We start from the raw sequence: 21,730 nt of genomic DNA on the forward strand, positions 1-21,730 counted from the left end.
TTCCAGCTGCCCGATCAGCGACGTTTCGCCTGTCATCGCGGGTGCGCTGCAGCAAAGATTTGCGGCATTGCAGTCAATGCAGGTCGGCTACACCATGCTAACGCATAATCAGCCGACAATGCTGCTGAAAAAGTCTTTGGCGTGAGGTCAGAAAAATTGCGCGGCCGCGCTGGATAAGGCCAACGCGTATCCGGCCCCCGTCGCCCACTGTCGAAACCGTGACAGCCGGTCCCGGCCGACGGCGTGAACCTCGGCGGCGAATCGCCGTTGATCGCCGGCCGCCGATCCCCGCATGCCTGCCGGGTGGCGGGCCGAGGCTATCGAAGACGATCCATGGGTTGGTCCCGCCGCATCCTCGTCACCGCCGGCCTCGCGACCGTCGCGGCCGGTGCCACGCTCGGCCTCGGCCGGTTCAGCTACGCGCCGATGCCGGACCGGGCGGACCTGCTCAACCCGGACCGCTACCCGATCCAGACCGCCTTCGACGTCCTCGGGCGCCGGGTCTCGCGCGCGGAAGCGGATCGGCTGAACGCCACCGAGGCGGGTCGCAAGGAGCTCTCGGCGGCGAGCGGCGCGGTGGCGATCGATCCCGCCATGGTCGAGCGCGGGCGGCAGGCCTTCTACCAGGAGACGTTCGGCAATGAGGTCTTCCTCACCGACGTGATGGGTATGCTGGACGGCGGGCTGACCCCCACCCAGGTGGCCTTGGCGGTGGCCAAGCTCGGCGGGCAGGGCACCACCAACCTCCAGGTCGCCCTGGCCCGCGACGTCCGCATCGGCGAGCGGACCTACCGTACGGGCGAGCTGGTCCCGACCGGTCTCGACGTGCCGAAGGGCGGCGCCTTCATCGTCGGGATCAAGACCTTCTCCGACCGGGGCCACCTGCGCATGGGCATCACCTGCGCCCTGTGCCACGCCGCGGTCGATCCCGGGACCGGCAAGGTCGTGGAGGGGGCACCCAACACCGATCTCAATGCCGGGCTGCTGATGGCGCTGGCCAAGAATTCCTCCGCCTACTTCATGCATGCCAGCGTGCCGGAGGCCGACGCCAAGCCGGCGGCCGAGCCCGAGCATACCGGCTCCACCGGCACCGGGCCGGGCCTGCCGAACGCCGAGGCGGTCGAGGCCGCCACCAAGGTCCAGGTGGCGAGCTGGCCGCCGGGCAGCTTCGATTCCTCCGCCGACCGGGTGACCAACCCGACCTCGATCCCATCGAGTTTTTCGGCCCACGGTGAGCCTTATAGCTGGAGCGGGCGCGAGGCGATCGGGCCGTTCGCGGGCCTGTCCTCGCTCAACAACAACGTCCACGCCGCCAATTCCGATACGACCCAGCTCGCCGCCGCCGCGCCCTGGCTGTTCGGCATGGATGCGGAGACCTATCTCGGCATCGTCCTGCGCGGGGCGGCGACCGAATCCTTCCGGTACCGGCCCGGCGGGTCCTGGACGCCCTCGGAGGTGCTGCGCAGCGTCGACCCCACGCCGGCCGCGCCGGGGCTCAACAGCTACGCGGTGCTGCCGACCTATCCGGCGACCAACTACGTGACCGACAACGGCCTGTTCACCTCGGTGCCCGGGGAGCCGGTCAACCACGCCAACAACGCCATGTCGGCGTTCCAGAATCTGCTCCACCCGCCGGCTGCCAAGCGGGATTCCGCCACGGTGCAGGCCGGACGCGCGGTGTTCGAGAAAGCCGGCTGCGGCGGCTGCCATTCCGGGCCGGCGCTCACCAACCACCGGATCATTCCGGCGGCCGAGATCGGCACCGAGCCGACCCGGGCCAGGGCCGGCGCCAAGATGGAGGCCCGCCTCTCGGCCCCCAGCCTGTTCGCCACCGACACGCCGTTCCCGCTGCCCGCCGACCCGGTGATCGTCCCGGTGCCGCTCGCGGGCGACACGCTCGCCCAGGTCCAGCTCGCCTGGGGGCAGGGGGGAACCGATGGCGGCTACAAGGTTCCGAACCTCGTGGGCCTCGCCTGGACGGCCCCCTACCTGCACGATTCCGGGATCGCGGTCGGCCCCGATCCGGCGACTCAGCTCGGCGTTCCGGGCACGCTCGCGCGCGGTATCGCCCCCGATCCGTCGAATAGCCTGCGCAGTCTGGTCGACCGGGACCTGCGGGCAAAGGTCGTCGCTGCGAACAAAGCCTCGGATACGGCGCGGATCGCGCGCGTTACCGGCGAGGGGCACGCCTACTGGGCGGATGCCGGCACCGGCGTCTCGCGCCGGGACCAGGATGCGCTGATTGCCTACCTGCTGTCGATCGATACGCTGACCGAGCCGGCGGCGACGCCCTGATCACGACGGAACGGATCCCATGCCAAACACCCAACCGGTCTGGTTCATCACGGGCTGCTCCACGGGCTTCGGCCGGGAGCTCGCCAAGCTGGTCATCGCCCGGGGCTGGCGGGCGTTGGTGACGGCCCGGGATCGGGCCAAGGTCGCCGACCTGGCGGAGGGCGCGACCGACCGGGTGCTGGCCCTGGCGCTGGATGTCACGGATGCGAGCCAGATCGCCCAGGCGGTGAGCGAAACGTCGAAACAGTTCGGGCGGATCGACGTGCTGGTGAACAATGCCGGCTACGGCTACCAATCCTCGGTCGAGGAGGGCGAGGAGGACAAGATCCGCGCCCAGTTCGATGCCAACGTGTTCGGCCTGTTCGCGCTGACCCGCGCCGTGCTGCCCCTGATGCGGGCGCAGCGCGCCGGCTATGTCCTCAACGTGACCTCGGTGGCCGGCTTGGTCGGCTTCCCGGCCTCCGGCTACTACGCGGCGACCAAGCACGCCGTGGAGGGCTTTTCCGACGCGCTGGCGGCCGAGGCCGGGCCGCTCGGCATCAAGGTCACCTGCATCGAGCCAGGGCCGTTCCGCACCGACTGGGCCGGCCGGTCCCTGATCCAGACGCCCAGCACGATCCCCGACTATGCCGAGACCGCCGGGGCCCGCCTCAAGGCCACGGCGGAGAAGAGCGGCACCCAGGCCGGCGATCCGGTCCGCGCCGGCGAGGCGATGATCCGGGTGACCGAACTCGCCAACCCGCCGCGCCACCTCGTGCTCGGCGCCTGGGGCTACGAGGCGGTCACGAGCCGGCTGAAGCAGCGCCTGGCCGAGATCGAGGCCTGGCGCGAGACCAGCTCGGGGGCGGATTACCCGGAGGGGTGAGTTAGCCGCGACCGCACCATCGCGGTTGTCGGAAGATCGATACGGCCCCGGGACGGATGGCTCGTCCCGAGACATCATCGCGCGCACAGCGAAGCGACCCAAGGCAGCGCGCGATTCTTGAACCTGGCGCGTCCCTGGCTTGCTGCGCTGCGCTCGCAATGACCGTGTGGGCTGTGGACTTCCGTCTTGCTGGCCGAATTCGCATCCGGGACGCGATCGCGGACAAGATATCTCAGATCACCGCCTCGATCAGGCCGCGCCGCTTCGCCTCCTGCGCCTCCAGATACCAATTCGCGGGCGCCTTCTCCAAGACCTCGTCGAGGCTCACGTCCGAGCCCTGGATGAGGTTCGCGAAGCCCTCGTTCTGGATCACGATCGAGCACTCGATCTCGTGCAGGGTTGCCTTCACGGAGGCGATGCAGGTGGTCAGCGGGCCCTGGACCTGGAGCTGCTTGTTCATCTTGCGCTCGTGGATCATTAGCCGGGTGCCCCGGGTGAGGTAGCGGTTCGGCCGGGCGAAGAAGCTCATGAAGGTGGTGCCGGCCGAGTAGATCGCGGCCTTGCCCAGGAAGACGAAGCGGCGCTCCGGGCTCGTCTCGGTGTGGTAGCGGATATCCTCGCCCATCATCCGGGCGACCTCCGGGTCGCCGCCCAGCGTCGAGAGCTCGATCACGACGAGGTCACGCTCGGCGGCCGCGGCGAATTGGCGGCGGAACTCCTTGTACATGTCGTAATCGACCGGGCCGGACAGCAGCACGGCGGGGCTGCGGAACGCGGTCGGGTCGAGGGGCGTCGTGTCCATGGGGGTCCTGGGCGTTGCGCCGGCCCGCCCCGAAGACGGGAGCGGGCCGGGGGAAATCAGCGGACCGGGTCTGGCGCGCCCTGGCCCTTGCCGACGAACGGGATGCCCTCGATCGGGCATTCCTCGGTGCCGACGCTCTGGCGGGTAATGGCCCGAACGGCGTCGCGGGTTCCGTCGGGATCCTCGATCCAGCGCCGGTAGAACTCGTAGGGGCATTCCGACATCCCGTGCCGGTTCTCCTTCGAGTTGATCATGCCGGTGTAGCCGCGGTGCAGCAGCTTGAAGAGGTGGTTCTCGGACTGGCCGTGGGCGCGGAAATCCCGGATCAGGAACTTCGAGAGCGCCGCGTACTGGATGCCCATCTCCTCCTCGCCGCACTCGCCGAGCGTCCGCCCGTCGAAGCCGATGATCGCGGAATGGCCGAAATAGGTGTAGACGCCGTCGAACCCGGCGGCGTTCGACACCGCCACGTAGGTGTTGTTGGCGAACGCCATCGCCTTCGAGATGACGATCTGCTGTTCTTTGGCCGGGTACATGTAGCCCTGGCAGCGGATGATCAGCTCGGCGCCCCGCATGGCGCAGTCGCGCCAGATCTCCGGGTAATTGCCGTCGTCGCAGATGATCAGGCTGATCTTCAGGCCCTTCGGCCCGTCCGAGACGTAAGTGCGGTCGCCCGGATACCAGCCCTCGATCGGGGTCCAGGGCATGATCTTGCGGTACTTCTGAACGATCTCGCCCTGGTCGTTCATCAGGATCAGGGTGTTGTAGGGCGCCTTGTTCGGGTGCTCCTCGTGGCGCTCGCCGGTGAGCGAGAACACGCCCCAGACCTTGGCCTCCCGGCAGGCGGCGGCGAACACCTCGGTCTCCGCGCCCGGCACCGAGGAGGCGGTCTCGTACATCTCGGCGGCGTCGTACATGATGCCGTGGGTCGAGTATTCGGGGAAGATCACCAGGTCGAGACCGGGCAGGCCGGTCTTCATGCCGATGATCATCTTGCCGATCGCCTTGGCGTTCTCGAGCACCTCGGCGCGGGTGTGGAGACGCGGCATCTTGTAGTTGACGACGGCGACGCCGACGCTGTCCTGGCTGGACGAGATGTCTCCGTGCATCATGGCGGGGGTTACTCCGGGTTTCGATGGATCTTCTTCGGAGGCGATGCAGATCGGCGTTCGATAAGCGCACCGTCATTCTGGGGCGCCGGAGGCGAGCCCGGAATCCAGACGCGCAGCAGCGGCAGGATCGGGCGCCGGCGGCGGCTCTGGATCCCGGGCTCCGCTGCGCGGCCCCGGGATGACACGGTGGACGTTCGGATGTGATCGCCCGCCCCCGCGGAGGGGAGGGCTGTTCGCGTGAGCTCAGTGGCTGATCATCCAGGGCCGTGCGCTCGGAAAACTCTTAGCCGCGGCCGGGGCCGCATTCGTCTTCTTCGGCGCGCAGCAGCCGCAGCCGGCGCCATGGCCGGAGGAGCGTCGCGGCGCGTGGCGGCTGCGCTCGTTGGTGGCGTGGGCGGCCTTGAGCCCGGCATCCATGCCGGAGATCCGCGGCGCGGTGAGGAAGGCCCGCTGGCAGGCCTCCCCGCAATCCGGGCAGGCGTGCGGATCCTTGAACTCCGCCATCGGCCGCATGGCGGTGAACGGCCCGCAGGCCGTGCAGGCGTAATCGTAGACGGGCATTTCGAGGCTCCCGGCGAAATGTAAGGGCGCGGGTTCCCTCTCCCATGCGGGAGAGGGACAGGGTGAGGGATGCGACCTCTCCGGATGGACCTGACCCCTCACCCCAACCCTCTCCCGCACGGGAGAGGGGGCAGGTCGCGTCCGTGACCGGCGGCAGATCAGAGATCCGGCGAGAGCGGCATCTGGATCGAGCCGTCGAGGAACTTGGTCGGTCCGTCGGCACCGGGATTGATGTCGAACTCGAAGATCTTGGTGGGAATCCACAGGGTCGCGCAGGCGTTCGGGATGTCGACCACCCCGGAGATGTGCCCCTGGACCGGCGCCGTGCCGAGGATCGAGTAGGCCTGCGCGCCCGAATAGCCGAACTTCTTCAGGTACTCGATCGCGTTGAGGCAGGCCTGCCGGTAGGCGATGTGCACGTCGAGGTAGTGCTGGCCGCCGTGCTCATCGACCGAGATGCCTTCGAAGATCAGATGATCGTCGAATTTCGGCGTGATCGGCGACGGCTTGAAGATGGGATTCTTGATCCCGTACTTGGCCATGCCGTCCTTGATCAGCTCGACCTTGAGATGGACCCAGCCGGCCATCTCGATGGCGCCGCAGAAGGTGATCTCGCCGTCGCCTTGGCTGAAATGCAGGTCGCCCATCGAGAGCCCGGCGCCGGGCACGTAGACCGGGAAGTAGATCTTCGAGCCGCGCGACAGATCCTTGATGTCGCAATTGCCGCCATGCTCCCGGGGCGGGACCGTGCGGGCGCCGGTGGCGGCGGCGGCGTCCTTCGCCTCGCCCGTCAGGCGGCCCATATGGGCGGTCGGTCCGAAGGGGAGGGTAGCGAGCGCCGGCACGCGCTCGGGGTTGGTGTCGTAGAGCGCCTTCTCGCGGGTGTTCCAGGTCTCCAGCATTTTCGGATCGGGCAGGCAGCCGATCAGGCCGGGATGGATCAGGCCGGGGAAGCGCACGCCCGGCACGTGGCGGGACTTGGTGAACATCCCCTCGAAATCCCAGATCGACTTCTGGGCCTGCGGAAAGTGCTCGTCGAGGAAGCCGCCGCCGTTCTTCTTGGAGAAGAAGCCGTTGAAGCCCCACTGGCTCTCGGGCTTGGCGCCGATATCGAGCAGGTCGACCACCAGCAGGTCGCCGGGCTCGGCGCCCTCGACCCCGATCGGGCCGGAGAGGAAGTGCACGATCGACAGGTCGATGTCGCGCACGTCGTCGGCGGAATCGTTGTTCTTGATGAAGCCGCCGGTCCAGTCGTAGGTCTCGACGATGAAGTCGGCGCCTGGCTTTACATAGGCGACCATCGGGATGTCCGGGTGCCAGCGGTTGTGCACCATGTCGTTGTCGTAGGCCGATTGCGTCAGATCGACCTTGATCAGCGTCTCGGGCATTTTTTATTACTCCCTGCTGCGATCTTGATTGCCAAGTCTTCACGGACGGCCGCACGGGATTGTCCGGCGCGACATGCCCCCTCTCCCTCAGGAGAGGGGACCCGCGTCCGATCCGGGACCGGGCATTGCCTTCGCTGGCGCCGAAGCCGGCGGATCCTCACACCGACAGGAACCGGGCGACGGCCGCCTCGTCGATCCCGGCGCGGGGCGCCTCATGGACGATGGCGCCGTTCTCCATCACGATCACCCGGTCGGCGACGTCGAGGGCGAAGCTCAAAACCTGCTCGGAGACCACGATGGAGAGGCCGCGGTCGTCGCGGATCTTCTTCAGGGTCCGGCCCATCTCGCGGATGATCGAGGGCTGGATGCCCTCCGTGGGCTCGTCCAGCAGCAGCACCTTCGGGCGGCTGGCGAGCGCCCGGGCGATGGCGAGCTGCTGCTGCTGGCCGCCCGACAGGTTGCCGCCGCGCCGGCCCTTCATCTCGAGCAGGACCGGGAACATGTCGTAGAGGTCCTGCGGCACCTTGCGGGCGCCGGTGACCGTCAGGCCGGTCTCGATGTTCTCCTGGACCGTCATGGTCGAGAAGATCATGCGGCCCTGCGGCACGTAGGCGAGGCCCTTGGCGACCCGGGCATGGCTCTTGAGCCCGGCCACCGCCTCGCCTTCGACCCGGATCGCCCCGGACTTGACCGGCACGAGGCCCATCAGGGTCTTCATCAGCGTGGTCTTGCCCATGCCGTTGCGGCCCATCACGGCGACGATCTCGCCGGGCGCCACCGAGAAGGTCAGCCCGTGCAGGACCTCGCTCTGGCCGTAGGCGGCATGCAGGTCGTGGACGTCGAGGGCCGGGGCCACGTCCGGGATCGCGACGCGCGGGGGCGCCTTGGCGAGGGGCGGGTGCGCGGTCTGGAGCGACGCCATCGTCAATGTCCCAAATACACTTCGATGACCTTCGGGTCGTTCTTGACCCGCTCCATCGACCCTTCGGAGAGGACCTTGCCCTGGTGGAGCACGGTGACCCGGTGGGCGATGTCCTCGACGAACTTCATGTCGTGCTCGATCACCAGCACCGAGCGGCCCTTGATGATCTGGTTGAGCAGCTCGGCGGTCTTGATCCGCTCGCCGACGCTCATCCCGGCCACCGGCTCGTCGAGCATCAGCAGCTCCGGATCCTGGATCAGCAGCATGCCGATCTCGAGCCACTGCTTCTGGCCGTGGCTCAGGAACTCGGCCCGCTCCTTGAGCTGGTCCTTTAGGAAGATCGTCTGCGCGATATCGTGGATCCGGTCGCGGACCTCGGCGTCGCGCTTGAAGGTCAGGGCGCCGAACACCGAGCGCCCGCGGGGGAACGAGATCTCCAGGTTCTCGAACACCGTCAGGTCGTCGTAGATCGACGGCGTCTGGAACTTGCGGCCGACCCCGGCCTGCACGATCGCGCTCTCGGTGAGCTTGGTCAGCTCCTGGCCCTTGTACTTGATCGATCCGGCGCTGGCCCGGGTGCGCCCGCAGATCAGGTCGAGCACGGTGGTCTTGCCGGCGCCGTTCGGGCCGATGATCACCCGGATCTCGTCGGGGTCGACGTAGAACGAGACGTCGTTGACCGCCTTGAAGCCGTCGAACGAGACGGTCAGCGCCTCGACGGCGAGGAGGTAGTCGGGCGGAGCCGCCTCGGCGCCGACCACGGGGGAGGAGAGGATCGCGGCGTTCATGACATCCTCACTCGGCCGGGGCGCTATGGGGCGGGGCGATGGCGGACGGGGGCGCGCGCAGGCCCTTCACCCGGCGGGTCAGGCGGGGCTCGATCTGCTCGCGCCAGATGCCGGCGAGACCGTTCGGGAAGGCGAGCACCACCGCGATGAACAGGGCGCCGAGGCCGAACAGCCAGAGATCGGGAAAGCTCTCGGAGAAGCTGGTCTTGGCCCAGTTGACCAAGAGCGTGCCCCAGACCGCGCCGAACAGGGACAGGCGCCCGCCGACGGCGGCGTAGATCACCATCTCGATCGAGGGCACGATGCCCACGAAGGACGGGGACATGAACCCGACCTGGAGGGTGAACATCGCCCCGCCGATCGCCGCGAAGCCGGCCGCCAGGCAGAAGGCGAAGACCTTGAAGCCGGCCACCGAGTAGCCCGAGAACCGGACCCGGTCCTCCTTGTCGCGCATGGCGACCAGGATCCGGCCGAGCTTCGACTTCTTCACGTATTGCGCCGCCAGGATGCAGGCGATGAGCAGGCCGCCGTTGACGAAATACAGGATCACCTTGGCGTGGTCGGTGCGGATGTCCCAGCCGTGGAGGGTGCGCAGATCCGTGATGCCGTTGATGCCGCCGGTATAGCCCTGCTGGCCGACGATCAGGATCGTCAGGATCGCGGCGATCGCCTGGGTGATGATCGCGAAATAGGTGCCGCCGACCCGGCGCTTGAACATCGCGTAGGAGATGACCAGCGCGAACAGGACCGGGACCGCCACCACCAGGATCAGGGTCAGCGGCAGGCTCTTGAACGGCTGCCAGAACCAGGGGAGGGCGGTGATCTGGTTCCAGTCCATGAAGTCCGGGATGCCCGGCGTCGACTGGATTTTCGTGTTTTCGACACTCGACGCTTCGAGCTTCAGGTACATGGCCATGCAGTACCCGCCGAGGCCGAAGAACACGCCCTGGCCGAGCGACAGGATGCCGGCATAGCCCCAGCAGATGACGAGCCCGAGGGCCACGAAGGCGTAGGTCAGGTACTTGCCGACGAGGTTGAGGCGGAACCCGTCGAGGGCCAGCGGCAGGACCACCAGGATCACCCCGGCCAACAGGAGCAGACTCAGCCACTCCACCGGTTTCATGAACGGGTTGTCGTTGACGGTGACCGACTTGGTCAGGGTCTGGACCGGATTGGTCATCGGGAAATCCTCAGCGCCGGACCTTGAGGGTGAAGAGGCCCTGCGGCCGCAACATCAGGATGCCGACCACCGCGAGCAGGGTGATCACCTTGGCCATCGAGCCGGAGAGGAAGAACTCCAGGGTCGACTGGGTCTGGGAGATCGAGAAGGCCGACGCGATGGTGCCCAAGAGGCTCGCGGCGCCGCCGAACACGACGATCAGGAAGGTGTCGACGATGTAGAGCTGGCCGGAGGTCGGCCCCGTCGAGCCGATCATCGTGAAGGCCGAGCCGGCGACGCCCGCGATGCCGCAGCCGAGGCCGAACGTGTAGCGGTCGACCTTCTCGGTATCGATGCCGACAGCGCCGGCCATGGCCCGGTTCGCCATCACGGCCCGGACCTGCTGGCCGAAGCGCGAGCGGAAGATCAGCAGGGCCACGCTCACGGTGATCAGGATGGTCACCGCCATGACGAACAGGCCGTTGACCGGGATCTCGATCGTGTCGGTGACCTGCACCGAGCCGATCAGCCAGGACGGCAATTCGACGCCGACCTCGCGGGCCCCGAAGATCGACCGGTAGGCTTGCTGCAGGATCAGCGACAGGCCCCAGGTGGCGAGCAGGGTGTCGAGGGGGCGCTTGTAGAGGAACCGGATCAGGCTCCACTCCACCAGCATGCCGAGCGCCCCGGAGGCGAGGAACGCCAGCCCCATCGCGACGAAGAAGTAGACCGGGAACAGGGCCGGCAGGTAGCTCTGGCAGAAGGCCGAGCAGAGATAGGTGACGTAGGCCCCGAGGATCATGAACTCCCCGTGGGCCATGTTGATCACGCCCATCTGCCCGAAGATGATTGCCAGCCCCAGCGCCATCAGCAGGTAGACCGAGAACAGGATCAGGCCGGCAAAACCCTGCATGGCGAAGATCGCGCCGAGGTCGCCGAGGGAGTAGTCGCCCAACATGTTGGCCTGTCTCCGATCCGTGAGGCGGTTCGCGCGCGGCGAAAGCCCGTGATCCCGGTCCCATCACCTCATCCTGAGGTGCCGCAGCGCAGCGGAGGCCTCGAAGGAGGGCTCCAGAACTCTGGGTGGGTGCTGGAGGGCTCCTTCGAGGCAGGGCGATCGAGGATCGCCCTGCACCTCAGGATGAGGTTGCGTCTTGGTGGCGCCTGACCGGCGCCGACTACTGGTAGCCCTTCGGGAACGGATCCGGCTTGATCAGCTCTGGGCTGGTGTAGACGATCTCGAACTGGCCGTCGGGCTTGGCCTTGCCGACCCGGGTCTTCGACCAGAGGTGATGGTTCTCGTCGATCTTGACGTAGCCTTCCGGCGCGCCCTTGAACTCCAGGCCCGGCGAGGCCGCGACCACCTTATCGACGTCGAAGGATCCGGCCTTCTCGCAGGCCATCTTCCACAGGAACGGACCGAGATAGGCCGCCTGGGTGACGTCGCCGATGACCGTCTTCTCGCCCCACATCTTCTTGAAGGCGGCCACGAACGCCTTGTTGTTCTCGTTGTCGATCGACTGGAAGTATTTCATGCAGGCATAGGCGCCGGCGATGTTCTCGCCGCCGATGCCGTCGATCTCGTCCTCGGTGACCGAGATCGTCATCAGCACCTGCTTCGACAGGTCGATGCCGGCCGCCTTCAGCTGCTTGTAGAACGCCACGTTCGAGCCGCCGACCACGTCGGTGAAGATCACCTTCGGCTTGGTCAGCTTGATCTTGTTGATCACCGAGTTGAACTGGGTGTGGCCGAGCGGGAAGTATTCCTCGCCGACCACCTTGCCCTTGAGCACGTTCTCGACGTGCTTGCGGGCGATCTTGTTCGAGGTGCGCGGCCAGATGTAGTCCGAGCCGATGAAGTAGAAGCTGTCGCCGCCTTTCTCCTTGTGGACCCAGTCGAGCCCGGCGAGGATCTGCTGCGTCGCCTCCTGGCCGGTGTAGAACACGTTCTTGGACTGCTCCAGGCCCTCGTAGAAGGTCGGGTAGTACAAGAGGCCGTTATACTGCTCGAAGACCGGCAGCACCGCCTTGCGCGAGGCCGAGGTCCAGCAGCCCATCACGGCGGCGCAATGGTCGTTGACCAGCAGCTTCTTGGCCTTCTCGGCAAAGGTCGGCCAGTCGGAGGCGCCGTCCTCCTGGATGATCTTGATCTTGCGGCCGAGCACGCCGCCGGCCTCGTTGATCTGGGCGATGGCGAGCTTCTCCGCCTCCTGGGCGCCGGTCTCGGAGATCGCCATCGTGCCGGTGACCGAGTGCAGGATGCCGACCGTCACCTCGGTGTCGGTCACGGCGAGCCCGGTGGTGTTCACCGCCGAGGTGGGCGCGGCGGCCCAGGCGCCGCGGGGCATCAGGGCGAGGGCCGGTGCGCCGGCCAGACCCATCAGCAGCCTGCGCCGCAGCGGGGAGCGCAAGCCGTTCGTCGCGCCGGTCTCGGTGTCGTCAGCCATCGTGCCTGCCCTGGTTCGCGTCCGGGCCTCGAGAGGCGGCCCCGGATCGACCAGTCCAGGCTAGGTCTTCGGCTACGCTACGGCCTATACGATGTTTTGCGTATGGCCGTTCTCTTGCATCGGGCGCACCATCGCGGCGCAGAAGTCTGAGGGATCGTTGGAAGCGAGGGCGGAGAGCGTGGGCGGCGCCCGGGCGGCGGAGTGTGTCCGCGCGCGCGTGCGCGGACGAAGCCCCATGCGCCGGACCAGGCTGCGATGAGCGGTCCCCAGCGCATCATCCCGATCCGCCGGGACTACAACCGCTTCGTCGCCGACGAGACGCTGGAGGATTACGCCCTCCGCTTCACCGCCAAGAAGGCCCGTCGCTGGTCCGGCTTCCAGGTCGCTCAGACGGCGCTCGGCTCGGTCTCGTTCCTGGCGCTCGAGGCGATCGGCGGGACGCTGGCGCTGACGGCGGGCTTCCCCAACACGCTGGCGGCGGTGCTGGTCGTCGGCCTGATCATCTTCGCCACCGCGGCGCCGATCACGGTCTACGCCGCCCGCTACGGGCTCGACATGGACCTGCTGACCCGGGGCGCCGGGTTCGGCTACCTCGGCTCCACGGTCACGTCGCTGATCTACGCCAGTTTCACCTTCCTGTTCTTCGCCATCGAGGCGGCGATCATGGCGCTGGCGCTGCAGCTCTGCTTCGGGCTGCCGCTCGGCATCGGCTACCTCGTCTGCGCCGCCGCCGTGATCCCGCTGGTGGTCTACGGTATCCGGCTGATCAGCCGATTCCAGATCTGGACGCAGCCGCTCTGGGTGGCCTTGAGCCTGCTGCCGCTGGTCTTCGTGGCGGCCCAGGGCGCCGCGCCCTTGCACGCGCTCGCGGCGTTCCCGGGGCTCGACGGCGGCGGGGCGGCCTTCGACATCGGCCGGTTCGGGCTCGCCACCGGGGTGCTGCTGGCCCTGCTCGCCCAGGTCGGCGAGCAGGTCGATTTCCTGCGCTTCGTCCCCGAGCCGGTGGGCGAACGCGACTGGCGCTGGTGGCTGGCGGTGCTCTCGGGGGGCGCCGGCTGGATCGTGCCCGGCATGCTCAAGATCCTGCTCGGCGCCGGCCTCGCGGTCCTGGCGCTGGGGCACGGCGTCCCGCCCGAGCACGCCGCCGAGCCGACCCGGATGTACGCGGTGGCGTTCGGCTACGTGACCGGCGAGGGCGGCCGGGCGGCGCTCCTGCTCACCGGGCTGTTCGTCCTGGTCTCGCAGCTCAAGATCAACCTGACCAACGCCTATGCCGGCTCGATCGCGTGGTCGAACTTCTTCTCCCGGCTGACCCACAGCCATCCGGGCCGGGTGGTCTGGCTGGTGTTCAACGTCGCCATCGCGGTGCTCCTGATGGAGCTCGGCATCGACAAGACCATCGAGAGCACGCTGCCGCTCTACGCCTCCGTGGTCTCGGCCTGGGTCGGGGCGCTGGCCGCGGATCTCGCGGTGAACAAGCCGCTCGGCCTCTCGCCCGAGGGCATCGAGTTCAAGCGCGCCCACCTCTACGCCATCAATCCCGTGGGGACCGGCGCCATGGCGCTGGCGCTCGCCCTCGGCGGCCTCGCCTATGCCGGCCTGCTCGGCCACGCGCTCCAGCCCTTCGCGCCGCTCCTGACCCTGGCCACCGCCTTCGCGACGGCACCGGTGATCGCCTGGGCGACGGGCGGCCGCTGGTACCTCGCCCGGATTCCAAAGCGGGATTGGGGGGCGGGCGAGGTCACCTGCCGGGTCTGCGAATTGCCGTTCGAGGGCGAGGACATTGCCCATTGCCCGGCCTACGACGCCCCGATCTGCTCCCTGTGCTGCTCGCTCGACGCCCGCTGCGGCGACCTGTGCAAGCCGCATGGCCGGCTGGAGGCTCAGGCACAGCAGACGCTCGGCCGGATCCTGCCCGGCCGCACCGCCGCCTGGATCGGCGCGCCGCTCGGGCGCTACCTCGCGGTCATGCTGACCCTCTGCGCGGTGATCGGCCTGATCCTCGGGATCGTGCATGCGGGGGCGACCATCGCGCATCCCGAGCATCGGGCGGTCCTGCGCACGGCGCTCACCAGCGTGTTCTTCATCCTGGTGGTGATCCTCGGGGTGGTCGCGTGGCTGTTCGTGCTCGCCCAGGAGAGCCGGCGGGTCGCCCAGGCCGAGACCATGCGCCAGACCGCGCTCTACGAGGCCGAGATCGCCGCCCACAAGCTCACCGACGCCAAGCTGCAGGAGGCTAAGGAGCGGGCCGAGGCCGCCAACCAGGCCAAGAGCCGCTACGTCGTGGGCATCAGCCACGAATTGCGCACGCCGCTCTCCACCGTGCTCGGCTACGCCCAGCTCCTCGAATCCGACCCCGCGATCCCAGCCCAGCGCCTCAACGGCATCCGGGTGATCCGGCGCAGCGCCCAGCACCTGTCCGGCCTGATCGACGGCCTCCTCGACATCTCGCGGATGGAGGCCGGGCGGCTCGAGATCCACCGGGACGAGGTCCGGCTCACCGAGTTCCTCGACCAATTGGTCGACATGGTCCGGCTCCAGGCCCGGGAGGCGGGCCTCGAATTCCGGTTCTCCCGGCCGGAGATCCTGCCCGCGGTGGTCGCCACCGACGAGAAGCGCCTGCGCCAGGTGCTGCTCAACCTCCTGTCCAACGCGATCAAGTTCACGCCCTCCGGCACGGTCACCTTGGACCTGAGCTATCGCAGCCAGATCGCGATGTTCACGATCCGCGACACCGGCCCGGGCATCCCGGAGGCCGATCTGGCGCGGATCTTCCAGCCGTTCGAGCGGGGCTCGACCCCGGCCGCCCGCAGCACTCCGGGGACGGGGCTCGGGCTCACTATCGCCGACCTGCTGGCGCAACTGCTCGGCGGCGAGATCACCGTGGCGGCGGCCCCCGGCGGCGGCACCCAGGCGCGGCTGCGCCTGATGCTGGCCTCCGTGGCCCAGCCCGCTCCGATCGTGCTGCCGGCCCCGGCCTCCGCGCCGGAGCGGGCCTATGCCGGCGCCCGCCGCACGATCCTGGTGGCCGACGACGACACCGCCCACCGGGCCCTGATGCGGGCGATTCTGGAGCCACACGGGATCTCCGTGCTCGAGGCCGGCTCGGGGCCGGAATGCCTGGCGGCGGTGGCGCGGGGCGGGATCGACCTGATCCTGCTCGACATCGCCATGCCGGGGATGAGCGGCTGGGCCGCCGCCGCGACGCTGCGCGCGGAGGGGCATGCCGGGCCGATCGCCATGATGTCGGCCAACGTCCACGAGATCAGCCCCGTGCGCGGCGACGACGCCCCCCACGACGCGATCTTCGCGAAACCCTTCGACCTGCGCGACGTGCTGGAGCGGATCGGCAAGCTGCTGCACCTCGAATGGACCGACGCCGCGACGCCCGCCCTGCGCGAGCCCGCCCCGGCGCTCGCCGAGATCAGCCATCCCGGGCCCGAGCATGTCGGCGAGTTGCTGCGCCTCGGCCGGATCGGCCATATCCGGGCGATCGAGGCCAAGCTCACCCAGATGGAGGGCGATTCGACGGTGCCGCCCGCCTTCGTGGCCCAGATGCGCGGGCTGGTGGAGGGCTACGACCTGCGCCGCTACCTCTCGGTCCTGCAAGGACTCGCCCGCCATGGCTGAGGCGCCCACGAACCAGCCGAGCCGCGACGTCGTCCTGGTCGTAGACGATTCGCCCGACACGCTGAGCTTCCTCACCGAGGCGATCGAGCGCTCGGGCGCCACCGTGCTGGTGGCGGTGGGCGGCGACCTCGCCCTCACGCTCGTCGACGAGATCACCCCGGACGTGATCCTGCTCGACGCGGTGATGCCGGGCATGGACGGGTTCGAGACCTGCCGGCGGCTCAAGGCCAAGCCCCAGCTCGCCGGGGTGCCGGTGATCTTCATGACCGGGCTCAGCGAGACCGAGCATATCGTGAAGGGGCTCAGCGCCGGCGGGATCGACTACGTCACCAAGCCGATCGCCCCGGACGAGATCCTGGCCCGGATCCGCGTGCACCTCGCCAGCGCCCGGGCCGCGCAGAGCGCCCGCGCCGCCCTCGACACCGCCGGGCGCACCCTGTTCGCCGTCTCGGAGGCCGGGGCGGTGCTGTGGTCGACCCCGCAGGCCGGGCGGCTGCTCGCCGGGCTCGGCGCCAACCCGGCCGGCGCCCTCGAACTGCCCGCCCGCGCCCGGGACTGGCTGCGCGGCTGCCTCGCCGGGGCCTCGGCCAACGCGCTGACGCTCACCGGCCCCGACGGCACCGCCTACACGCTCAGCTTCATCGGCCGCACCCCGGACGAGATCCTGCTGCGCCTGTCGCGCGAGGAGGGCTCGGGCGCCGTCGAGCGGCTGCGGGCGCGGCTCCCGGTCACCGGCCGCGAGGCCGAGGTGCTGCTCTGGCTGTCCCGGGGGAAATCGAGCCGCGACATCGGCGAGATCTTAGGGCTGAGCCACCGCACCGTGACCAAGCACCTGGAGGGCATCTACGCCAAGCTCGGCGTCGAGAATCGCACCGCGGCCTCGATCATCGCGGCCCGCCACCTGCAGGATTGAGTCGCCGCTCGACTCGCTTGCTGCCGATCCAGAGGCTGGCTCGGCGTCCGCGCGCGGGGTGAATCCGCGGCCCCGACCGTTGTCCACAGGCATCGCTGCAGCGCGAAACCCGTTGGTAAGCGGCATCCCACCACGGTCCGCGCACAGACGAACCAATTCGGGAACGGATGCGATGATGACCAGCCACCAGCTCGCCGACGAACTGAGGCGGGTCGCCACCACGCAGGTCAGCGACATCACCCGCGCGGTCAAGGAAGGCCAGAAATCGATCGCGCTGAACGAGGTGCGGGACATGGCCCGCCGCCTCAGCCTCCTGGCGGATGCCTTCGTTCCGAAATCGGCGACCGAGAAGGCCGAGCCCCAGGACGGCGCCCAGGCTGCCTGACGATTGCTGCCCGATCCGCCCCGGAGCGCCACCATGGTCCGCGCCTACTTCTACATTCGCCTCGACGGCGCCTACCTGGCCGCGCCGACGGCGCAGGACATCGCCGATATGGATGCGGCCCGGGTCGCCGCGCGCACGATCGTCCGGGGGCTGATGCGCCAGCACGGCGGCGACCCGCGCCTGCTCGACGCCGCCCTGGTCATCGCCGACGAGGCCGGCACGACACTCCTGGAGATGTCGTTCCTCGAAGCCCTGTACCTGCCGGTCGAGCCGGTGAACGATCCCAATCGCCGCCGGCCGATCCCGCGGGAATTCGGAGCGCTCCGCACGCCGCGGATGCTGTTCAGCGCCGCCATGGCCCCGATCCGGCGCTTCGCCGCCGGGCGGGCGATGCGCTGAGCCGGCCTCAGCCGAACAGATCGGTCGTCACGAAACCCCGCTCCGCCAGCCGCTCGGCCAGGACGCGCCGGTGGCAGCGGGCGGGATCCCGCTCGAAGCACAGCAGGCAGATCGGGGACGCCTCCGCCAGGGCGGCGAGCTCGTCGAGGGCGACGCCGCCGGCCGCCGTGTCGAGCACCTCCTCGCAGTAGATCTTGCGCATCAGCGCCGCATCGTCGGCCCGGGCCGCCTCGCGCCCGGATTTCGGGGTGCCCAGACTGCGCAGATGCACGTAGCCGAGCCCGGCCTCGACCAGCCCGGTCCCCAGCGCGCCCTTCGAGAAGCCGCGCTTGCGCGAGTTCGCCACCGCCCGCACGTCGGCCAGGACCGAAACGCCCGCCGAGCGCAGCGCATCCGTAAGGCGCTCGGGGTCGAGCCCTTCGTAACCTATGGTGAATAATTGCTTGCTCACGGGACCGTGACGGGACTCGCGTTGCGGGACGGGCACTTAGCCGGATCTCGGGCTGTGCACCAACCGGGGATTGATGCGGTATGTCGCGGCAGCGCAACGCATCCCGGAATTCCGCCGCAAAGATCGCAAAGCTCCGTTAACTGCGTCAGGGCCATCGATTACGCCTGACTTTGGCGCTTCTTCGGTGGCGGGCTGAACACTGATGGTGCGGGATTACAAGCTTTCGCAGGTTCCGTCCGCCGAGCGCGGCCGTGGCGTCGGCCCCCTGAGGGGCGTCCGGCGAATCGCCACCCGGGTGCTGGCCATCGCCGCGCTGGCGGGCTTGGCGGCCTGCGCCTCGAGCACGAATTTCTACCCGACCAAGGGCGACGCGAAGCCCCATCCGGGCGTGGCCAAGGCCAAGCAGCACCCGATCCAGGGCATCGACATCTCGAAGTGGCAGGGCAACGTCGACTGGGCCTCGGTCCGGGCCGCCGGCACCCAGTTCGCCTTCATCAAGGCGACCGAGGGCGGCGACCACGTCGACGAGCGCTTCCGGACCAACTGGGATGGCGCGGCCCGGGCCGGCGTGCCGCGGGGCGCCTACCATTTCGTGTTCTGGTGCCGCTCCGCCCGGGACCAGATGGAGTGGTTCAAGCGCAACGTCCCGAACGACCCGACGGCCCTGCCGCCGGTGCTCGATGTCGAGTGGAACGGCCACTCGCAGACCTGCCCGAAGAAGCTGCCCAAGGCGCAGGCCCTGGCGATGGTCACCGAGATGCTCGAGGAGATGGAGCGCTACACCGGCAAGCGCCCGATCATCTACACCGACATCACCTTCCACAAGGATGTGCTGGAAGGCGAGCTGCCGGACTACCCGCACTGGTTGCGGTCCACCGCGGCCGAGCCGGAGCAGCGCTTCGTCAACCGCAAATGGATGCTGTGGCAGTTCACCTCGACCGGGCGCGTCCCCGGGGTGCAGGGCGACGTCGACCGCAACGCCTTCTACGGCACGCCGTCCGACTGGGCCTCGTTCCTGTCGACCGATTGTGATCCTCGCGAGCACCGGCGGCTCTCGGAACAGGGCCTGTGCACCGACAAATAATTGAGCGGGCCCGATAGACTTAAGTTGGTTCACGAACACGGGGTGGGATATAAGCGTGTCCGGTTCGCCGGCTCGCAGGCGGGCAACCGGTGAGGATCCTTTCGGGAGCCTCTTGTTCCACGATCCTCATCCCGCAATGCCCGCTGACCGCGCCGCCGCCCCGACCGGCAACCTGCTCCTCGACGCGCTTCGAGGGGCCGACCGCGCGCTGATCGCGCCGCATCTCGAGCCGGTGGCGTTCGACAAGGGCGCGATCGTGTTCGAGGCGGGCTCGGACGTGACGCACATCACCTTCCCGTGCGGGCAGACCGTGGTGGCGCTGATCATCGCCACCCGGGACGGGCGCTGCGCCGAGACCGCCACGATCGGCCGCGAGGGCGCGGTCGGCGGGATCGTCAGCGCGGGCCGGGTGCCGGCCTCCACCGAGGCGATCGTGCAGATCGGCGGCCCGATGCTGCGGCTCGAGACCGACCGGCTGCAGGAGGCCAAGCGCCAGTCTACCGAGATCCGCAACCTGTTCGCGCGCTACTCCGACTGCCTCCTGGCCCAGGTGCTGCAGGCGGCGGCCTGCAACGCCCTGCACCCGATCGAGCAGCGCTGCCTGCGCTGGCTGCTGACGCTCCAGGACCGGATCGGCGGCGACACGCTGCCGATCACCCACGAGTTGCTGGCCTCGATGCTCGGCGTCCAGCGCACCTATCTGACGCGGATCCTCAGCACCCTGCAGGACCAGGGCCTGATCCGGGTCGGGCGCGGGCGAATCACCGTGCTCGACCGCCGGGCGATGTCGGCGGCGGCCTGCGAGTGCCATTCCCGCGTGCAGCGGCATTTCAAGACCGTGCTCGGCGCGGTCTACACGGCAGAGGGCCTCGACCGGATCGAGCCGCCAGCCCCGGTCGATGCCGATCCGGAGCCCGCCCTGGCGTTGCGCAGCAGCGCGCACGGCTGAGCCGGGCCGGCGTCAATCGGCCGACCGGCGCTCCAGGATCTCGATCAGCGCCCCGTCCGGTCCCTCCACGAAGGCGATCCGCAGGCCCGGGCCGCGCTCGGTGATGCCCGCCCGCACGGTGACGCCGCGGGCCGTGAGATCGGCCATGGCCGCCTCGATGTCGGCGACGCGCAGGCCGATATGCTCGATGCCGAGGCAGGGCGTCTGCGTGGCGGGGGCGGTCTCGGGCGGGGCCTGCTCGATGAAGACGGTCAGGCCGCCGAGATCGAGCACCATGCGCTGCACCGGGTCGGCGCCGACGCGCTTCACTTCCCTGGCCCCGAAAGTCTCGACGTAGAAGGACGCGGCCTTCACCGCATCGCGGCTGCGCAGATGGACGTGGTCGCAGGCGTACTGCATCGCGTGTCTGTCTCCGGGGCCCGGTCCCGGCCGGCCCGTCATGGCGTCGCCGACAAAGGGTAGGGGGTCGCGCGTCCCGGGGCGAGATCCGCCGCTTGACGCAGCGCACGAACCCGCAGACTTTCGCCGCCGCGATCGTTGCAGGGATGCAACATCCTTCCCACATCCGGGTGGAAATCCCACACCGCACAGCTCAAGAGACCGATGCGCAATCCCTACGACGTGCTGGGCGTCCCCAAGGGAGCGAGCGAAGCCGATATCAAGAAGGCTTATCGCAAGCTCGCCAAGGACTTCCACCCCGACCGCAACAAGAACGACGTGAAGGCCAAGGACCGGTTCGCGGAGGCGAACTCGGCCTACGAGATCCTGGGCGATTCGGAGAAGCGCAAGCAGTTCGACCGCGGCGAGATCGACGCCGATGGCCGGCCCCGCGCCTCCGGGTTCGAGGGATTCTCGGGCGGGTTCGGCGGCGGCCGGTCGAGCGGCTTCGATTTCGAGAACATGGCCCGCGGCCGACAGGGCGGCATGGGCGGTGGCATGGGCGGCGGCGGGATGGGCGAGGATATCTTCTCGCACATCTTCGGCGAGGCGTTCCGCGCCGGCGGCGCCGGGCCGGGCGGCGCCCGCCAAGCCGCCAAGGGCGACGACGTCGCGGCCGAGCTGTCCGTCAGCCTGGAGCAGGTCGCCAGCGAGGAGAAGCTGCGCCTGGCCCTGCCCACCGGCCGCGAGGTCGACGTGGTGATCCCCCGGGGCGTGGAGGATGGGCAGACCATCCGGCTTCGCGGCCTGGGGCAGAGCGCCGGCCCCCGCGGCGAGCCCGGCGACGCGCTGCTCACCATCCGGGTCCGGCCGCATCCCCGCTTCACCGTCGACGGGGCCGACCTGAAGACCAGCGTCGAGGTGCCGCTGGAGGATGCCGTGCTCGGCGGCACGATCCGGGTGCCGACCCTGACCGGCGCCGTCGAGATGAAGATGCCGCCCATGACCAGCTCGGGCCGCACCTTCCGGTTGCGCGGCAAGGGCCTGCCCAAGAAGGACGGCACCCGCGGCGACCTGCTCGCCACCACGGCGATCACCCTGCCGGAGAGCGAGGATCCGGCGCTCATCGAGTTCGCCCGGAGCCGGCGCGCGAAGGCCGCCTGAGCGCCTGCGTGACAGGCGCGGCCTCTCGGGCCGCGCGG

Annotated in this window: 20 protein-coding genes; 9 read left to right on the plus strand and 11 right to left on the minus strand. The window is 69.1% G+C overall.

The window, feature by feature from the left end:
* The first annotated feature begins 333 nt into the window (after positions 1-333).
* Positions 334-2,295, plus strand: coding sequence for a hypothetical protein (locus tag WYO_RS21285; RefSeq protein ID WP_007566348.1), 1,962 nt, complete (start codon positions 334-336; stop codon positions 2,293-2,295).
* 19 nt (positions 2,296-2,314) lie between these two features.
* A complete protein-coding gene (locus tag WYO_RS21290) occupies positions 2,315-3,160 on the plus strand; it encodes an oxidoreductase (protein ID WP_007566351.1) in 846 nt (281 codons plus the stop codon).
* 232 nt (positions 3,161-3,392) lie between these two features.
* Here WYO_RS21290 and WYO_RS21295 read toward each other — a convergent pair whose 3' ends face one another.
* From WYO_RS21295 to urtA, 9 genes are all read right to left on the minus strand, one after another.
* Positions 3,393-3,962, minus strand: a complete 570-nt coding sequence (locus WYO_RS21295; protein WP_007566353.1) for an ATP-dependent Clp protease proteolytic subunit — start codon at positions 3,960-3,962, stop codon at positions 3,393-3,395.
* 56 nt (positions 3,963-4,018) lie between these two features.
* Positions 4,019-5,074, minus strand: a complete 1,056-nt coding sequence (locus WYO_RS21300; protein ID WP_007566355.1) for an aliphatic amidase — start codon at positions 5,072-5,074, stop codon at positions 4,019-4,021.
* A 243-nt stretch (positions 5,075-5,317) separates the two neighbouring features.
* Positions 5,318-5,635, minus strand: coding sequence for a zinc ribbon domain-containing protein (locus tag WYO_RS21305; protein ID WP_007566357.1), 318 nt, complete (start codon positions 5,633-5,635; stop codon positions 5,318-5,320).
* Between the two features lie 158 nt (positions 5,636-5,793).
* Positions 5,794-7,023: a formamidase gene (gene fmdA, locus WYO_RS21310; protein ID WP_007566359.1), complete on the minus strand. Its 1,230-nt coding sequence runs from the start codon at positions 7,021-7,023 to the stop codon at positions 5,794-5,796.
* A 157-nt stretch (positions 7,024-7,180) separates the two neighbouring features.
* Complete coding sequence (urtE, locus tag WYO_RS21315; protein ID WP_007566361.1) at positions 7,181-7,945, minus strand: urea ABC transporter ATP-binding subunit UrtE; 765 nt, start codon at positions 7,943-7,945, stop codon at positions 7,181-7,183.
* Positions 7,946-7,947: 2 nt separating this feature from the next.
* Positions 7,948-8,733 (minus strand): urea ABC transporter ATP-binding protein UrtD, encoded by a 786-nt coding sequence (gene urtD, locus WYO_RS21320; RefSeq protein WP_007566362.1) that lies wholly within the window; start codon positions 8,731-8,733, stop codon positions 7,948-7,950.
* Between the two features lie 7 nt (positions 8,734-8,740).
* Entirely contained in the window at positions 8,741-9,913 is a 1,173-nt protein-coding gene (gene urtC / locus WYO_RS21325) for an urea ABC transporter permease subunit UrtC (RefSeq protein ID WP_007566364.1), read from the minus strand.
* Between the two features lie 10 nt (positions 9,914-9,923).
* Positions 9,924-10,850 carry an urea ABC transporter permease subunit UrtB gene (urtB, locus tag WYO_RS21330; RefSeq protein ID WP_007566366.1) on the minus strand — a complete coding sequence of 309 codons (927 nt, stop codon included), beginning with the start codon at positions 10,848-10,850 and terminating at the stop codon, positions 9,924-9,926.
* A gap of 220 nt (positions 10,851-11,070) precedes the next feature.
* A complete protein-coding gene (urtA, locus tag WYO_RS21335; protein WP_007566368.1) occupies positions 11,071-12,339 on the minus strand; it encodes an urea ABC transporter substrate-binding protein in 1,269 nt (422 codons plus the stop codon).
* Positions 12,340-12,594: 255 nt separating this feature from the next.
* Between urtA and WYO_RS21340 the strand changes: the two genes are divergently transcribed.
* The 4 genes from WYO_RS21340 to WYO_RS21355 all read left to right on the plus strand — a co-directional run bounded on the left by WYO_RS21340 (position 12,595) and on the right by WYO_RS21355 (position 17,666).
* The gene (locus WYO_RS21340) at positions 12,595-15,969 is read left to right on the plus strand and encodes an ATP-binding protein (RefSeq protein ID WP_007566370.1); all 3,375 of its coding nucleotides are present in this window, start codon (positions 12,595-12,597) and stop codon (positions 15,967-15,969) included.
* Positions 15,962-16,882, plus strand: coding sequence for a response regulator transcription factor (locus WYO_RS21345; protein WP_007566372.1), 921 nt, complete (start codon positions 15,962-15,964; stop codon positions 16,880-16,882). Before WYO_RS21340 ends, WYO_RS21345 begins: the two co-directional genes overlap by 8 nt.
* A gap of 175 nt (positions 16,883-17,057) precedes the next feature.
* A complete protein-coding gene (locus WYO_RS21350; RefSeq protein ID WP_039903653.1) occupies positions 17,058-17,267 on the plus strand; it encodes a hypothetical protein in 210 nt (69 codons plus the stop codon).
* Positions 17,268-17,300: 33 nt separating this feature from the next.
* Positions 17,301-17,666, plus strand: a complete 366-nt coding sequence (locus WYO_RS21355) for a hypothetical protein (RefSeq protein ID WP_007566376.1) — start codon at positions 17,301-17,303, stop codon at positions 17,664-17,666.
* 7 nt (positions 17,667-17,673) lie between these two features.
* On the opposite strand, the gene WYO_RS21360 is transcribed toward WYO_RS21355, so the two are convergent.
* Positions 17,674-18,117, minus strand: a complete 444-nt coding sequence (locus WYO_RS21360; protein ID WP_039903617.1) for a DUF488 domain-containing protein — start codon at positions 18,115-18,117, stop codon at positions 17,674-17,676.
* A 202-nt stretch (positions 18,118-18,319) separates the two neighbouring features.
* Between WYO_RS21360 and WYO_RS21365 the strand changes: the two genes are divergently transcribed.
* Positions 18,320-19,201, plus strand: a complete 882-nt coding sequence (locus tag WYO_RS21365; protein WP_007566378.1) for a GH25 family lysozyme — start codon at positions 18,320-18,322, stop codon at positions 19,199-19,201.
* A gap of 136 nt (positions 19,202-19,337) precedes the next feature.
* A complete protein-coding gene (locus WYO_RS21370) occupies positions 19,338-20,150 on the plus strand; it encodes a Crp/Fnr family transcriptional regulator (RefSeq protein WP_007566379.1) in 813 nt (270 codons plus the stop codon).
* 12 nt (positions 20,151-20,162) lie between these two features.
* Here WYO_RS21370 and WYO_RS21375 read toward each other — a convergent pair whose 3' ends face one another.
* Complete coding sequence (locus WYO_RS21375) at positions 20,163-20,549, minus strand: VOC family protein (RefSeq protein WP_007566380.1); 387 nt, start codon at positions 20,547-20,549, stop codon at positions 20,163-20,165.
* A 204-nt stretch (positions 20,550-20,753) separates the two neighbouring features.
* Here WYO_RS21375 and WYO_RS21380 point away from each other — a divergent pair, with 204 nt between their 5' ends.
* Positions 20,754-21,692 carry a DnaJ C-terminal domain-containing protein gene (locus tag WYO_RS21380; protein ID WP_007566381.1) on the plus strand — a complete coding sequence of 313 codons (939 nt, stop codon included), beginning with the start codon at positions 20,754-20,756 and terminating at the stop codon, positions 21,690-21,692.
* Positions 21,693-21,730: the final 38 nt, after the last annotated feature.

The organism is Methylobacterium sp. GXF4, assembly GCF_000272495.1.
GTDB classification, from domain to species: Bacteria; Pseudomonadota; Alphaproteobacteria; order Rhizobiales; family Beijerinckiaceae; genus Methylobacterium; species Methylobacterium brachiatum.